Annotated in this window: 13 protein-coding genes; 4 read left to right on the forward strand and 9 right to left on the reverse strand. The window is 66.9% G+C overall.

The features are described from left to right. Positions 1 to 238: 238 nt before the first annotated feature. Both trmFO and L0966_RS05305 read left to right on the forward strand, forming a co-directional pair. Positions 239 to 1639, forward strand: a complete 1401-nt coding sequence (trmFO, locus tag L0966_RS05300) for a methylenetetrahydrofolate--tRNA-(uracil(54)-C(5))-methyltransferase (FADH(2)-oxidizing) TrmFO (RefSeq protein WP_234050764.1) — start codon at positions 239 to 241, stop codon at positions 1637 to 1639. 9 nt (positions 1640 to 1648) lie between these two features. Beyond that, positions 1649 to 2752, forward strand: coding sequence for a serine/threonine protein kinase (locus tag L0966_RS05305; RefSeq protein ID WP_234050765.1), 1104 nt, complete (start codon positions 1649 to 1651; stop codon positions 2750 to 2752). Between the two features lie 407 nt (positions 2753 to 3159). Here L0966_RS05305 and L0966_RS05310 read toward each other — a convergent pair whose 3' ends face one another. The 7 genes from L0966_RS05310 to L0966_RS05340 form a co-directional block, all read right to left on the reverse strand. Continuing rightward, positions 3160 to 4068: a phytoene/squalene synthase family protein gene (locus L0966_RS05310; protein WP_234050766.1), complete on the reverse strand. Its 909-nt coding sequence runs from the start codon at positions 4066 to 4068 to the stop codon at positions 3160 to 3162. A gap of 78 nt (positions 4069 to 4146) precedes the next feature. Beyond that, positions 4147 to 4527: an Mth938-like domain-containing protein gene (locus L0966_RS05315; RefSeq protein ID WP_234050767.1), complete on the reverse strand. Its 381-nt coding sequence runs from the start codon at positions 4525 to 4527 to the stop codon at positions 4147 to 4149. A 4-nt stretch (positions 4528 to 4531) separates the two neighbouring features. Further along, on the reverse strand, positions 4532 to 5623 hold the full coding sequence (secF, locus tag L0966_RS05320; protein ID WP_234050768.1) for a protein translocase subunit SecF: 1092 nt from the start codon (positions 5621 to 5623) through the stop codon (positions 4532 to 4534). A gap of 13 nt (positions 5624 to 5636) precedes the next feature. Beyond that, entirely contained in the window at positions 5637 to 7244 is a 1608-nt protein-coding gene (gene secD / locus L0966_RS05325) for a protein translocase subunit SecD (RefSeq protein WP_234050769.1), read from the reverse strand. Between the two features lie 19 nt (positions 7245 to 7263). After that, positions 7264 to 7611, reverse strand: coding sequence for a preprotein translocase subunit YajC (yajC, locus tag L0966_RS05330; protein WP_234050770.1), 348 nt, complete (start codon positions 7609 to 7611; stop codon positions 7264 to 7266). 303 nt (positions 7612 to 7914) lie between these two features. After that, positions 7915 to 9126 (reverse strand): alpha/beta hydrolase, encoded by a 1212-nt coding sequence (locus tag L0966_RS05335; RefSeq protein ID WP_234050771.1) that lies wholly within the window; start codon positions 9124 to 9126, stop codon positions 7915 to 7917. A gap of 161 nt (positions 9127 to 9287) precedes the next feature. Then, on the reverse strand, positions 9288 to 9947 hold the full coding sequence (locus L0966_RS05340) for a protein-L-isoaspartate(D-aspartate) O-methyltransferase (RefSeq protein ID WP_234050772.1): 660 nt from the start codon (positions 9945 to 9947) through the stop codon (positions 9288 to 9290). Between the two features lie 120 nt (positions 9948 to 10067). On the opposite strand from L0966_RS05340, the gene recG reads away from it, so the two are divergent. Together recG and L0966_RS05350 are read left to right on the forward strand one after the other, a co-directional pair. Further along, a complete protein-coding gene (gene recG / locus L0966_RS05345; RefSeq protein WP_234050773.1) occupies positions 10068 to 12161 on the forward strand; it encodes an ATP-dependent DNA helicase RecG in 2094 nt (697 codons plus the stop codon). A gap of 86 nt (positions 12162 to 12247) precedes the next feature. Continuing rightward, complete coding sequence (locus L0966_RS05350; protein ID WP_234050774.1) at positions 12248 to 12757, forward strand: YbaN family protein; 510 nt, start codon at positions 12248 to 12250, stop codon at positions 12755 to 12757. A gap of 73 nt (positions 12758 to 12830) precedes the next feature. Here L0966_RS05350 and L0966_RS05355 read toward each other — a convergent pair whose 3' ends face one another. Both L0966_RS05355 and L0966_RS05360 read right to left on the reverse strand, forming a co-directional pair. Then, on the reverse strand, positions 12831 to 13979 hold the full coding sequence (locus L0966_RS05355) for a diguanylate cyclase (RefSeq protein ID WP_234050775.1): 1149 nt from the start codon (positions 13977 to 13979) through the stop codon (positions 12831 to 12833). Positions 13980 to 14181: 202 nt separating this feature from the next. Further along, a partial coding sequence (locus tag L0966_RS05360; RefSeq protein ID WP_234050776.1) for an SIS domain-containing protein occupies positions 14182 to 14561 on the reverse strand: 380 nt, incomplete at its 5' end.

Consider the following 14561-nt stretch of genomic DNA (forward strand, 5'->3'; position numbering starts at 1 on the left):
CGGCGCAACGTCTTCGCGAACTGTCCAAAATGGCCCCCTCCGGGGCCATTTTCGTTTCCGGCGACCTGCCGTGCGCGGAACGAACACGGGGTAAAGCGGCCCCGTGCGCCACCATCGGGCTTGAACGCTCGTTGATGCCTGTGGCACACACGCCGGTCTGCGCGCCTCCGCCACGACGGTTATTCCGCAACGGAATGGCATGCGCTCCCGTCCAGCCACGCAGAAGGAGAAGACGCGCATGGAAGCCGTTCACGTGATCGGCGCCGGGCTCGCCGGGTCCGAAGCCGCCTGGCAGCTGGCCCAGCGGGGCGTTCCCGTGGTGGTGCACGAAATGCGCCCCGTGCGCTCCACCGAGGCACACCAGACCGATGGGTGCGCCGAGCTGGTCTGCTCCAACTCCTTCCGTTCCGATGACGCGCAGGGCAACGCCGTGGGCGTTCTCCATGCGGAAATGCGGCGCGCCGGCTCACTCATTCTTTCGGCGGCGGACGCCCACCAGGTGCCGGCCGGCGGCGCGCTGGCGGTGGACCGCGACGGCTTCTCCCAGGCCGTCACCCGCGCACTCGCCGAGCACCCGCTCATCAAGATTCGGCGGGAAGAGATCGCCACCCTGCCGCCGGCGGAGTGGGACAAGGTCATCATCGCCACCGGCCCCCTGACCTCCGCGGATCTCGCGGCAGCGGTGCTGGAGAAGACCGGCGAGAATGCCCTCGCCTTCTTCGATGCCATCGCCCCCATTATCCATTTCGACAGCATCGACATGGACAAAGCCTGGTTCCAGTCGCGCTACGACAAGGAGGGCCCAGGCGGCACCGGCGCCGACTACATCAACTGCCCCCTCAGCGAGGAGCAGTACAACGCCTTCATCGATGCGCTGCTGGCCGGCGAAAAGGCGCCGCTGCGGGATTTCGAGCTGAAGACCCCCTATTTCGACGGCTGCCTGCCCATCGAGGTGATGGCGGAGCGCGGCCGGGAGACCCTGCGCTTCGGCCCCATGAAGCCCGTGGGCCTGACGAACCCCCACACGCCAGGGGTGAAGCCCTATGCGGTGGTGCAGCTGCGCCAGGATAACAAGCTCGGCACGCTTTATAATATGGTGGGCTTCCAGACGAAGCTAAAGCATGGCGAGCAGGTGCGCATCTTCCGCACCATTCCGGGGCTGGAGGGCGCCGAGTTCGCCCGGCTGGGCGGGCTGCATCGCAACACCTATCTCAATTCCCCCCGCCTGCTGGATAAGACCCTGTGCCTGAAGGCGGAGCCTCGCCTGCGCTTCGCCGGGCAGATCACCGGCTGCGAGGGCTATGTGGAAAGCGCCGCCGTCGGCCTCATCGCCGGCCGGTTCGCCGCCGCCGAGCGACACGGCGAAACCCTGGTGCCGCCGCCCCCCACCACGGCCCTGGGAGCGCTGCTCGGCCACATCACCGGCGGCCATCTGGAAGCGGAAGGCGAGGGTCCGCGCTCGTTCCAGCCCATGAATGTCAATTTCGGCCTGTTCCCGCCGCTCACGGAGGCGCCGAAGGGCGAGGGGGGCAAGCGCCTGCGGGGCGCGGAAAAGACCCTTGCTAAGAAGAAGGCCCTGGCCGCCCGTGCCCTGGCCGATCTGGCCGTGTGGCTCGACACCACGGCCTCGGCGGCTTAAGAGGCGGACATGGCGCGCACCTCTCGTCCCGTTCCTCCCGTCGAATATGACGCCGACCCGTCCCGCTTCGCCGTGGACACGGTGCTGAAGCGCGACGTGTTCTCCACCGTGGAGCGCGGCACCTGGACCGATGCCTCGGGCCAGGCTTGGCCCGCCGTGCGCCGGCGCTGGAACGAGGTTTCACCCTGGCTCGCGCTGCTGGCCCGCCAGCTCGCGACCCATGAGGTGAAGGCCCTGGAGAAAGTGACGCGCACCGGTGTGACCACTCCGCTCCTGGCGGTGGGCCACCGCTTCCTGGTGCGTGGCTGGGTGGAGGGCGTGCCCCTGCAGATCGCACGCCCCACGGGCGACAGCCACTTCTTCCACTCCGCCCGCAAGGCGCTGCACATTCTCCACTCCGCGGGCTATGTGCACAACGACCTTGCCAAGCAGCAGAACTGGCTGCGCGGAGCCGATGGCGAAGCCTGGCTCATGGATTTTCAGCTGGCCCTGCCCATCAGCCGTCGCTGGAAGATCGGCCGGGTGCTCGCTTACGAGGACCTGCGGCACCTGCTGAAGCACAAGCGCACCTACTGCCCGGACGAGCTCACGCCCCGCGAAAAGGCCATGCTCGCCAAGAAGAGCGTGCTCACCCGCGTATGGATGGCCACCGGCAAAAAGGTCTACCGCTTCGTGACGCGGCGGCTGCTGTCTTATTCGGATACCGAAGGCCGTGGCCCACGCGTGACCCAGGTCGGGCCGCGCATTAGCGCCGCGCTGAAGACTCATCCCGCCGTGGCCGATGCCCACATGTCTGATTTCCAGACCCTCGGTGGAAAGGTCGGCCTCTACGCCTTTGTTGAGCCGCGCACCCCGGTGACTGTGGAGGACCTGCGCGCGCACCTCACCCGCGAGCTGCCGGACCGCCCCCATCTCGACCATCTCCAGATTGTCCCGGCTCTGCCGCGCGCCGAGGATGGGAGTGTGCGGGACGACCTGCTGCTGTTGATCGCACGCAATCAGATCGAGATGCTCGATGCGCTGGCCAGTTCCGCCGCGCAGCGCGACCAGGTGGCGGAGATCGCGCGCTCGCGCCTCAACCTCACCGACCGCATCACCCGCCCCGCCGCCTGATCGTGGCCGCCGGGGCCAAAGTGCCCAGGATGCCACCGGCGAGGATCCACGTGATCAACTGGGCCCTGCAGCTGCAAGGCGATGCCTAGGCTTGGACTCGCTCGGCCTTAGGATCGCTCGACCTTCGAGAAATGCCCGCAGACACGAGACCCGTTCGCGCTCCCGCCTCTCCGGGCAACGCCAGGGCGCAGGCCAAGACCACCTTTTTGTAGCAGAACTCGGCATTCAGGGCCGACTGGCTTGGGCCGCCTTGAGCGTTGCCGTGGCCTCCCTCATCAACTCCCTCCATCTCCGCCTTCTCAAAGCTGCACCCCTGCAACCGGGAGCGGAGACCATGGCGGCCACAGCGGAACAGCGTCGCGGCGCGGCATAGGCGCTGCCAGGTGCGCGGAGACTCCGGCCCTGTCCTAGTCCACCTTCACCCACACCTTGCCGGCGGCCGCCTTCCGCGCCGCCCGCCAAAGGGCAAAGGTGCGCCACACCGGCGCCAGCCCCGGCACCTCGCTGAAGGGATGGCGCACCTGCGCAAGGGCCTTCAGGTCGCCCGGCACCAGTGCCAGCGTAAGGTAGGGTGCCGCCAGTGCCTTGCGTGTCGCGGGATGCAGCGCGGACAAGGCCTTCCCCGCCTGCTTCAGATGATGGCGCGCCTCGGCGCGCAGATCTGCGAACACCGCACGCAGCTCTGGAGTATCTTTCCCACCCACCGCCGCCTCGCGGTCGAGCCCATGTGCCGCAAGCATGTCCAGGGGCAGGAAGCACTGCCCGCGGCTGGCATGGATGGGGAACGCGCGCATCAGGCCCGTGAGCGCGATGGCTACCCCGCCATGGCCCGACGCTTCTGCAGCGCCCGCCGCCGCGTCGCGGGCCAGAATCAAAGCGGACAGCTGCAGCAAAGCACCCGCCGTCTCCCCTGCGTACCCCTCAAGGTCCGCAAGGCTCGGCATGGCATCATCGTAAAGATCAAAGATGCGCGCATCGATGAGGTTGATCAGGGACGCCCTGGGCAGGCCGAAGCGCTCGACCGTGTCGAGCAGGGCGAATGCGATGGGATGGCCCTCCACCGCCCCGCGCCCCTCTCCCTCGATCACCTCACGCCACCACGCGAGGCGCACCTCCCCCGGCAGCGCCTCCCGCACCAGCTCGCGCACCCGGGCCACGTCCAGGTTGAAGGCGTAGAGCGCCAGGAGGTGGCGGCGCACCGGCTCTGGCGCGAACAGTGCCGCAAGGAAGCGGTCGCGATCCTGCGCGCGCACGAGATCGGCGCAATGGGCATAGGCCGCTTCCAGGCGGTCGGTGGATGGAGCTTCGGCAGACATTGGCGTTGGATACGCCGAGAGCCCCTCGCCCGCCAAGGGACAAAGAACGCCCACCGCCATCCTCTTCGCCGAAAGAGCTCAGAGCGCGACCAGCGCCGCCCCCACCGGGCGCCCCTCTTCCAGGAGCACATTATAGGTGGACGCCGCAGCCCCCGTGGGCATCAGCTCGAAGCGCAGGCCCGCATCCCGCAACAGCTGCTTCAGCGGCTCTTTCAAATGGGCGGGGTCCCGCCCCGTGCCGATGAACAGAAGCTCGAATGCCCCCGCCTCCGCCAGGATGGGCGCGAGCGCGGCGGCATCGACATCCGACCAAGCAGCCGGCGCCCAGGGGCGCAGGCCGGAGGGCAAGGCCAGAAGCGAGCCGGCATGGGACATGCCGGCGAAATGGAAGAACTTCGGCCCGTAGCCGTCGATGGGCACCTGCCGCGGCAGGAAGGAGTCGTCCGGCCGCGCGGTCATGGCCTCACCTCTTCCTCTTGCCGCCTTTCGGCCCCTTGCCCGAGGCCTTCGCCGCGCTCTTGGCGGGCACGGTGGCAGCGGGGACCGGAGCGGACTTGCCCTCCACCACTTCCTCGGCCTCGATAAACTCGGCGGCTTCCTCCACGCTCAGCACGTCCTCAGGCCCAGCCTTGGCGGGTTCTTCGGCCTTCGGCTCAACCGTTCTGGAACGCAACCCGAGATGGATGAGGATCGGCGCCGCCACAAAGGTGGTGGAATAAGTGCCGATCACCACGCCCACCGTCATGGCCAGCGAGAAGCCCCGCAGCACCTCGCCTCCGAAGAAGTAGAGGGCCAGCGTTGCAAAGAACGTAGTGACGGAAACGATGATGGTACGCGAGAAGGTGGCGTTCACCGCCGTATCGAGCAGCTCCGGCAACGGCATCTTCTTGTAGCGCCGCAGCATCTCGCGAATACGATCATACACCACCACCGTATCATTGAGCGAATAGCCCATGATGGTGAGGATGGCCGCGATGGACGTGAGATCGAAATCGATGCCCAGCAGCGAATAGATCATCAGCGTGACGAAGATGTCGTGCACCGTCGTCACGATGGCACCCACCGCGAACTGCCACTCAAAGCGGAACCACAGATAGGCCAACACCGCCACTGCGCCGAGAATCATGGCGAGGATGGATTGGCGCACCAGCTCGGCCGAGACGCTCGGGCCCACCGATTCCACGCGGCGGATGGTGTAATCGGGACCGAGGGCGTTCTTCACCTCGCTCACAATGTTCTGCTGCGCCTGCTCGTTCTCGCCCACCTGGCCGAGACGGATCAGCACGTCCCGCGGCGAACCGAACTCCTGGATCTGAACATCACCGATTTCAATGTCGATGAGGTGTTCGCGCAGCGCGCCCACGTCGGCTGACCCCTGCGAGGTCTGCGCCTCGATGAGCGTGCCACCGCGGAAATCGATGCCGAGGTTGAAGCCCACCGTCGCGAACAGCACCACCGCGAACACGGAAATGGCCGCCGAGAGGGGGAAGCTGAAACGGCGCAGCTTCATGAACCCGATATGGGTGTGCGCCGGAATGTAGTCGATCAAAGGCATGAGCGGCGCACCTTCAGATGGGCAGCTTGGCCGGACGCTGCCACTTCACCCACCAGGCAATCATCAGGCGGGTGAGGGTGTAGGCCGTGAACATGGTGGTGAGCAGACCGAGGATATAGGTGACGGCAAAGCCGCGCACCGGTCCCGACCCACCCATGAGGAAGAGGATGACCGCCGTCGCAAGGGACGTGACGTTGGCATCCAGGATGGTGCCGAGCGCGTTCACGAAGCCCTTGTCGATGGCGGAAATCGCAGCCCGCCCTTCGCGGGCCTCGTCGCGGATGCGCTCGAAGATCACGACGTTGGAGTCCACCGCCATGCCGATGGTGAGCACCACGCCGGCGATGCCGGGCAGGGTCAGCGTCGCGCCCAGCAGCGACTGAAGCGCGAACATCAAGGTCACGTGCACGGCGAGCGCCACCAGGGCGAACCCGCCGAACAGGCCGTAGACCGCGATCATAAACACCGCCACGAGGCCCGTCGCCACATAAGCGGCGACCTTGCCGGCCTCGATGGAATCGGCACCGAGGCTCGGGCCCACCGTGCGCTCTTCCACCACCTTCAGCGGCGCGGGCAGAGCACCCGCGCGCAGCAGAATGGCGAGGTCATTGGCCTGCTGCACCGTGAACGAGCCGGAAATCTGGCCGGATCCACCCAAAATGGGCTCACGGATCACCGGCGCCGAGATCACCTGATTATCGAGCACGATGGCAAACGGACGGCCCACCGCATCCTGGGTGGTCGCGGCGAAGCGCCGGGCGCCGTTGGAATTGAAGCGGAAGGAGACGATGGGTTCGCGGTTCTGCGGATCGAAGCCCGGCTGCGCATCCACCAGATCCTCACCGGAAACACGCACCTGCTTTTCCACAAGATACGGCCGGCCATCCTGGCCATAGAGCAGATCCGACTCGGGCGGCGCGCGCCCTTCCAGCGCCTGCTCCGGCGACATGGACTGGTCGACCATGCGGAAGGAGAGCTTGGCCGTCTGGCCGAGCAGCGCCTTTAGCCGCTGCGGATCCTGCAGACCCGGGACCTGCACCAGGATGCGATTAAGCCCCTGGCGCTGAATGTTGGGCTCCACCGTGCCGAGCTGGTCGATACGGCGGCGAATGATCTCAATGGACTGATCGACGGCCGAGCGCATGCGCGCATCCAGGCCCGCCTGGGTCAGCTGCAGCGTGATGGCGCCCTCGCTGCCGGAGGACACGGTCAGGTCCATCTCGCCGCTGCTGCCGCCGAACACCGCATTGGTGACCGGCGCCGCAAGCTTGCGCAGCTCCGCCAGCGCCTTCTCCATGTCGGCGGGGTCGCGCAGACGCAGGGAAATGGTGGTGTCGCGGACGGCGAGGTTGCTGTAGCCGATCTTTTGATCGCGCAGCACACGCCGCACTTCGTCGCGCACCTGCTCGGCGCGCTCCTTGCGCAGCGCGTCGCCATCCACTTCCAGCAGGATGTGGGAGCCGCCCTGGAGGTCGAGGCCGAGGGTCACCCGGCTCGACGCCAGCCATGTGGGCAGATGCGAAAGCACGCTCTGCGGCAGCACATTGGGCAGCGCGAACAGGATGCCGAGGGCGACCGTGATGAGGATCGCCGCCGTTTTGAGTCGAGAGAAGTGCAGCATGTCGCGCGATCTAATGGAATCAGGAAGCCGCCGCTTCGTCCTTCGCCGGCTCGCCCTTCGAGCGGACGGTGGCGATCTGCGAGCGCATCTGGCGAACGCGCACGTTGTCGGCAATCTGCAGCTCGACCTCGTTCTCGTCCACCACGCGGGACACCTTGCCCACCAGGCCGCCAGCCGTCACGACCACATCGCCGCGGCGCAGGGCGGTCACCATTTCCTGGTGCGCCTTGGCCCGCTTCTGCTGCGGCCGCAGGATCAGGAAATACATGACCACGAAAATCAGCAGGAACGGGGCAAGCTGAATGAGCATGTCGGCCCCGCCGCCAGCAGCCGGAGCGCCCTGGGCGAAAGCAGGCGTGATGAACATTTGCGTCCTCGTTCGTCTGTTGGGGTCAAGAGGTCGGGACCATGCCGTAAGGATGCGTCCCATGCACTGCCGGAGGCGGCGAAGCGGGCGGACTATAACCACCGCCCCGGCGATTGCAAACGCGACCTGAAGGACGGCGCCCGCATCATTCCCCTAGGGAATACAAAAAGGGAGGCGCGGAGCACGCGCCTCACCGTCGCGGCCACCGCGCGATGCGCGGGCAAGAGACCGCAACACCTTGTTGGGACAAGCCCAGCGCCGCGCTTTCGGCGCGCTCGCCGGAGTGATGCCCCGCCGCGACGCCTATTGCGCCGCGGGAGCCGCCACAGTCTCCGCACCGGAATTTGCGGTATCGGAGATGCTGCTGCCCAGCTGGTTCACGTGAGTCGAATAATGCTCACGGGTATTGGGATCCACCACCGCCACCGGCGCGGCGATGACGAGGCCCGCGGCCGTGCCCACCGTGGAGGCGGCATCGGTGGAGAACTGCACGATGCGTTCACCCAGGCCAACTCGGGAATCGGTCATGGTCTGGCCCTGGGCGAGTCGCGCCCCGATGGACTGCACCACCTCCGGGCTCGCGGCGAACTTGCCGTGGTTCAGCGGGTCGTCGGTTTTCAGCTTGGTGAGGTCGAGAACGGTGATGTGGTATTTCTCGAACTCGCTGCGATAGGGCTCCTGGGTGGGATCCACCTGCCCGATGCGCGGCACATCGCCCCACACCCGCTTCGACACCGCCAGCGCCTTGTCGTCCTGCGAGACGAACAGAGTGAAGTTGGGCCGCGGCTCGCCGAACTCGCGGAAGATGGTGCGGAACACATCCGAATCCACGTCCGGCGCGGCCAGCATCACATTCTTGATCTTGGGCAGGATGTGGCCGTTGCGAATGGCCATCTGCCGCAGCGCCTCGAGGGTCACCACATTGCCCATGGAATGGGCAAGAATGGAGATCTCTCCCACGTTCGGGTCCTTGGCCATGAAGGTCAAAAGGCGTTCCAGGGCATCGCGCGAATAAGAGGTGCTCTCGCGATCATAACCATAGGCGAGCAGGCTGCCGCGCGACGGCCAGGTGAACAGCACCGGCGTCACGTCCGCCCCGGAATCGTGGATGATCTGGGCGAAGCGGAACACGGCATCGTCGAAGCGCTGATTATAGCCATGCACGAACACCAGAGCCTGCCGGCCGGGCGTGCGCTTGATGCGCGTGTTGAACCACTTGACGGCCTGCTCCTGCGTCATGTCCTCCAGACGGGTGGTCACGAAGTCCGTGGCCGGATTGCCGGGCACCGTCTTCGGCCACTGCACGTCGCCGGCCGCGCGGGCGCTGTCCGGCGGAATGGAAACGTCGATCTCCATGAAGCTCGGGGCGCCGCCGCGCTCGCCGGTATAAACGTCCGGCCCGTCGGTGCGGGCGCGCACCGTGGCCACCGCCATATTCACATGGGACGTGCCGGGCACATCGTCGGGAACGGGAATCAGAACCCCGCTCGGCCGCCCGCCACAGCCCGCAACCACGGCGGACACCACCAGCAACGCAAGAAGGTTACGCCACCCAAGTGCAGAGAAGGTCCGCAACGGCTCGACCCCATTTCACGAATTCTCAACCTGGATAGGGCAGCCGCCCATGCTCCGCAATCAGACCGAGGGCCAGAGGCCGCCGGCGGAACGCGATTCTTTCACAGTGTGGCCGCCGTGCCCGGAATGAGCGGCAGGAAGCGCACCGGCATCAGCTCGCGCACCTGATTGCCCGAGTGCTCCTTCACCACGCGCACCAGCATCTGCACCTCGTCACCCTTGCCCAGGGGGATCAGCAGCACGCCGCCAAACTTGAGCTGCTCCAGCAAGGCGGGGGGAATTTCCCGCGCCGCGGCGGTGACCATGATGCGGTCGAACGGCGCCCGCGAGGACATGCCCTGCATGCCGTCGCCCACATAGGCGGTCAGATTGCGCAGGCCCAGCACCTCATAGCGGGCCACCGCCTCGGACACGAGAGTGCGGTAACGGTCCACCGTCACCACTCGCGCCGCCAGATGCGACAGCACCGCCGCCTGATAGCCCGAGCCAGTCCCCACCTCGAGCACGGCATGCTCGGCCGTGGCGCCCAGCGCCTCGGTCATGGTGGCGACGAGACTCGGCTGCGACATGGTCTGCCCGCAGGGAATCGGCAGCGAGACATCGTCATAGGCGTGGGCGCGCAACTGCGGATCCACGAACAGCGGACGCGGCACGAGCTCCATGGCGCGCAGTACCGCGACGTCGCGAATGCCGTGCTGGCGGAGCGCCAGGATGAACGCCATCCGCTCCGCCTTTTCGCCCTCACTGCCCCCGCCGCTCATGCCCCACATCCACAGCTTGAGATGACACATTGAAATAATAGGAAAATTTGCCATATCTCAAGTTGAACTTTAACTTTAAGTTCGCAGACTGCTTTAAGAGATCATCCCCTCCCCTGCCCCATGCGCCCGGCTTCGCTCGATCCGCTGTTCGCGCCTCTCGACAGTCTTCCCGGCATTGGCCCGAAGCTGTTGCGCCCGTTTGCGCGCCTTCTCGGGCGTGATCCGCCGCGGGTGCTGGACCTGCTGTTCCACATGCCGTCGCAGTTTGTGGACCGGCGCGCACGCCCCTCCATTGCCGAGGCGATTCCCGAGACGGATGTGACCCTTGAGGTGCATGTGGAGGGCCACCAGCACCCGCCGGAAGGCAGCCGGGCGCCCCACCGCACCTATGTTTCAGATGCCAGCGGCAGCCTGGTGGTCGCGCATTTCAAGATGGATCGCGCCCGGCTGGAACACATGCTGCCGGTGGGCTCCACGCGCTGGTTGTGCGGCCGCATCGCGCTCTATGATGGCATGCGGCAGATGACCCATCCGGATCGCATCCTCGACGCTGCGGGGCTTGCCCGGCTGCCGCCGGTGGAACAGGTCTATCCGCTGGTGGAGGGCCTCGCGCCCGGCTATCTGCGCCGCGCCATCGAGGCCGCCCTCGGTCGGGTGCCCGAACTTACGGAGTGGATCCCTCCGGCGCTGGGGGCCGCCCAGGGCTGGCCCGCCTTTCGCGAGGCGCTCACCCGGATCCACCGCCCGCAATCGCCCGAGGAGGCGGTGCCCACCGGCGCGCCCTGGCGCCGGCTGGCGTTTGACGAGCTGTTCGCCCACCAGCTCACCCTTGCTTTCGTTCGCTCCCGGGAAGAGCGCACGGGCGGACGCTCCACGGTCGGCGACGGCAGCCTTTCGCGGCGCATCCTCGCCGCTCTGCCTTTCGCCCTCACCGGCGCGCAGCAGCAGGCGCTGGAAGCGATCCGCGCCGACCTTGCGGCCGAGCGGCGGATGCTGCGCCTGCTCCAGGGGGATGTGGGGTCCGGCAAGACCGTGGTGGCGCTGCTGGCCGCCGCCACCGCCATGGAAGCGGGCCGGCAGGCGGCGCTGATGGCGCCCACCGAGATCCTCGCCCGCCAGCACCTGGAAACCATCGCCCCCCTCGCGGAGGCGGCCGGCATCCGGGTGGCGGTGCTGACCGGGCGCGAAAAGGGCAAGGCGCGCGCGGCGCTGCTGGACGACCTGGCAGCGGGGCGCACCCAGCTCCTCATCGGCACCCACGCCCTCATCCAGGACGATGTTGCGTTTCAAGACCTCGCCTTCGTCGTCGTGGACGAGCAGCACCGCTTCGGCGTGGAACAGCGGCTGGCCCTGGCGCGCAAGGGCCAGGGCGTCGATATGCTGGTGATGACCGCCACCCCCATTCCCCGCACCCTGGTGCTGACCTTGTTCGGCGACATGGATTCCTCCGAGCTGCGGGAAAAGCCACCGGGGCGGCAGGAGGTGGACACCCGCGCCCTGCCCATGGAGCGGCTGGACGAGGTGGTGGCGGGGGTCGGCCGCGCCCTGGCGAAGGGCGCCCAGGCCTATTGGATCTGCCCGCTGGTGGAGGAGAGCGAAGCCTCGGACCTGACCTCGGTCACTGAACGGTTCGAGGATCTCAAGGCCCATTTCGGCGCCAAGGTGGATGTGGTGCACGGGCGCATGTCCGGCGCCGCGAAGGATGCGGCCATGGCCCGCTTCGCCTCGGGCGAAACCCGCCTGCTCGTGTCCACCACGGTGATCGAGGTGGGGGTGAACGTGCCCAACGCCACGCTGATGGTCATCGAGCACGCCGAACGCTTTGGCCTGGCCCAGCTGCACCAGCTGCGCGGGCGCGTGGGGCGCGGGGAAAAGGCTTCCACCTGCCTGCTGCTCTATCGCGGCCCGCTGAGCGAAACCGCCAAGGCTCGCCTTTCCGTCCTGCGCGAGAGCCAGGACGGCTTCCGGCTGGCCGAGGAAGACCTGCGGCTGCGCGGCGAAGGCGATGTGCTCGGCACCCGGCAGAGCGGCATGCCCGGCTTTCGAATCGCCCGGCAGGAGTTTCATGGCGCCGAGATGGAAGCTGCCCGCGCCGCCGCCGCGGCCATCATCCGCGAGGATCCCGAGCTGAGTGCCCCGGAATCGGAGCCGCTTCACACCCTGCTCTATCTCCATGAGCGCGACGCCGCCGTGCGGCTGCTCTCAGCGGGCTGACATCGCCCGACGCGCGCCGCATGCGATCAAGCCCCGGGGCCGGAGCGGGCGCATCCCGCCCCTTGCCCTGGCCAAACGGAGCCGGCATGGTCGACCCCATGACTTCCCCATCGCGCCAGCCACTGCCCCCTGGCGGCCCAGACCCGGTCCGCGACGGCCCTGTCAGTGACGGCGGCGCGGCCCCTTCCGGCACGCGCCAGGGCCAGCGGCGCGTGGATGCGCGCGCCATGCGCTCCGCCCTTTACAGGCAGATCCTGTTCGCCGCCGGAGTGGTGTTCCTCATCATCGGCATCATCGGCATGGTCGTGCCCATGATGCCGGGCACGGTCTTCCTCATCCTGGCCGCCTGGTGCTTCACGCGCTCCTCGCCGCGGGTGGAGGCATGGCTGCTGAACCACCGCTATCTCGGCCCCAGCGTCGTCCGCTGGCGCGAGACCGGGGCCATTCCGCCCGTGGCCAAGCTGTTCGCCCTCTCCAGCTTCGTGGGCTCATTTGCCGGCTCATGGTATTTTGGAGCGCCGCAAGGCGTGCTGATCTTCCTCGCCGCGCTGTTCGCAATCCTCGCCGTCTTCATCGTCACACGGCCCAACCGCTAGGCGGACACAAGCCGAGGAAACACTTGAACAGGCAGCATTAATGCTCTGTTTTTAAAACATAATTTACCATAACTTAAAGTGGCGCGAGAGTGGCCCCTGCCCGCTTTTGCGCGGCGCGGCAAACCTGGTTGCGTCCCCCATCCTTCGCCGCATAAAGGGCTGCGTCCGCGTGGCGGAAGGTGCTGCGCAGGTCATAGCCCGGGCCCACTTCGGCCACGCCGATGCTCACCGTCAGCGCGGGAATCCCCTCCTCCGCGCAGGTGGCGGTGGCCACCCGCAGCGCCTCGGCCTGAAGGCAGGCGCCCTCCAATCCGGTGCGATCCAGCAGCACCACGAATTCCTCACCGCCGATCCGCGCCACCACGGCCGATTGTGGCGCGCTGCGCTTCAGCATCGCACCAAAGGCGCGAATGGCGGCATCCCCCACCGCATGGCCGTGGACGTCGTTGACGGCCTTGAAATGGTCGAGGTCCAGCAGCAGCAGCGAAACCGGCCAAGCCGAGGCGGCGGCCCTTTCCAGGAGCCGCTCCGCATACTGGTCAAAGCCGCGCCGGTTGATGAGACCGGACAGAGGATCGGTTTCCGCATCGGCCTGCTTTTCCAAAATCACCGCTTGCAGGGCCTTGATGAGCAGCAGGAGTCCGGTCGCCACCAGCAGGATGCCGGAGCTGACCTGGGAGATGAGGGCGTAGGTGGTGCCGATATAGTCGGCGGGCCTCGCACCCGTGCCGATCTGGGCCGCGATCATCGCCTTTATGGGAAAGTGCAGGGCCAGCAGGGCAAAGCTGCCGGCCAGCACCAGATCGCCGGCGCGACGCGGGCTGTCATGCAGGATCACCCATACGCATGCCGCCATCGCCATGAAGAACGGCGATTGGTAGGCCAGTTCGCGGGCAAACGAAGGATGCGGCAACATGGCCTGCAGCGGCAACAGGAGCAACGCGTAGACCACGAGCCCCGCCACCAGCCGCCAGGGCGGTCGCCGACGGTAAAAAAAGGCCAGCGCGGGCACCATCAGCACCAGAGCGATCGCAAAGGTGAGAAAGACGAGGATCACGAACGGCGTGGTCCAGCCGCTATAGGCCAGCCCCAGCTGCGCCACCGGCGTCAGCACGCCCACGCCATAACTGGCGGCGAACCACACCGGTGCGCGATAGCCCGGATTCAGCAGCGCAATCGTGACATAGCTCGCCGCGAACAGCAGCGCGACGGCCAGGTTCATGACGAGAGTGAATCCAGCGGGCTGCATCCGGCTCGGTCTTCTCAGTTCCACCCACCAAGGACGTCCGGTGCACTGAACCACCGTGCCCAGCTATGGCGCACGCCAAAAGAGGCGCACCGCCATAGACGGCAAGCCCCCCTTCAAGCCTCTCCAGAGTAGCAACCTTTACCGCAATATGCACGCATTGTAGGCAATCGCCCGGCTACTCGACCGTGACGGACTTGGCGAGATTTCGGGGTTGGTCCACGTCGGTGCCCATTATGACAGCAGTGTGATAGGCGATGAGCTGCACGGGCAGCACATAGACCATGGGGCACACCACGGCCGGCATCTCCGGCAGGATCAGCTTCTGCACGGCATCGCCATGGGCCATCTCCGCGCCCCTGGCATCGGTGATGAGGATGATCCTGCCGCCGCGGGCCGCCACCTCCTCCATGTTGGAGACGGTCTTCTCGAAGATGCGGTCATGGGGCGCGATCACCACCACCGGCATCTTCTCGTCGATGAGGGCGATGGGGCCGTGCTTCAGCTCGCCGGCGGCGTAGCCCTCGGCGTGGATGTAGGAAATCTCCTTCAGCTTCA

The organism is Xanthobacter sp. NM-59, assembly GCF_021401125.1.
Classification (GTDB): domain Bacteria; phylum Pseudomonadota; class Alphaproteobacteria; order Rhizobiales; family Xanthobacteraceae; genus Xanthobacter.

Bases quoted from the DNA above. Each gene is read 5' to 3' on its own strand.
- L0966_RS05350 (WP_234050774.1), top strand. From the start codon at position 12,248: ATGGTCGACCCCATGACTTCCCCATCGCGCCAGCCACTGCCCCCTGGC.
- yajC (WP_234050770.1), bottom strand. From the start codon at position 7,611: ATGTTCATCACGCCTGCTTTCGCCCAGGGCGCTCCGGCTGCTGGCGGC.
- trmFO (WP_234050764.1), top strand. From the start codon at position 239: ATGGAAGCCGTTCACGTGATCGGCGCCGGGCTCGCCGGGTCCGAAGCC.
- secF (WP_234050768.1), bottom strand. From the start codon at position 5,623: ATGCCTTTGATCGACTACATTCCGGCGCACACCCATATCGGGTTCATG.
- L0966_RS05355 (WP_234050775.1), bottom strand. From the start codon at position 13,979: ATGAACCTGGCCGTCGCGCTGCTGTTCGCGGCGAGCTATGTCACGATT.
- L0966_RS05310 (WP_234050766.1), bottom strand. From the start codon at position 4,068: ATGTCTGCCGAAGCTCCATCCACCGACCGCCTGGAAGCGGCCTATGCC.
- L0966_RS05340 (WP_234050772.1), bottom strand. From the start codon at position 9,947: ATGAGCGGCGGGGGCAGTGAGGGCGAAAAGGCGGAGCGGATGGCGTTC.
- recG (WP_234050773.1), top strand. From the start codon at position 10,068: ATGCGCCCGGCTTCGCTCGATCCGCTGTTCGCGCCTCTCGACAGTCTT.
- secD (WP_234050769.1), bottom strand. From the start codon at position 7,244: ATGCTGCACTTCTCTCGACTCAAAACGGCGGCGATCCTCATCACGGTC.
- L0966_RS05315 (WP_234050767.1), bottom strand. From the start codon at position 4,527: ATGACCGCGCGGCCGGACGACTCCTTCCTGCCGCGGCAGGTGCCCATC.
- L0966_RS05305 (WP_234050765.1), top strand. From the start codon at position 1,649: ATGGCGCGCACCTCTCGTCCCGTTCCTCCCGTCGAATATGACGCCGAC.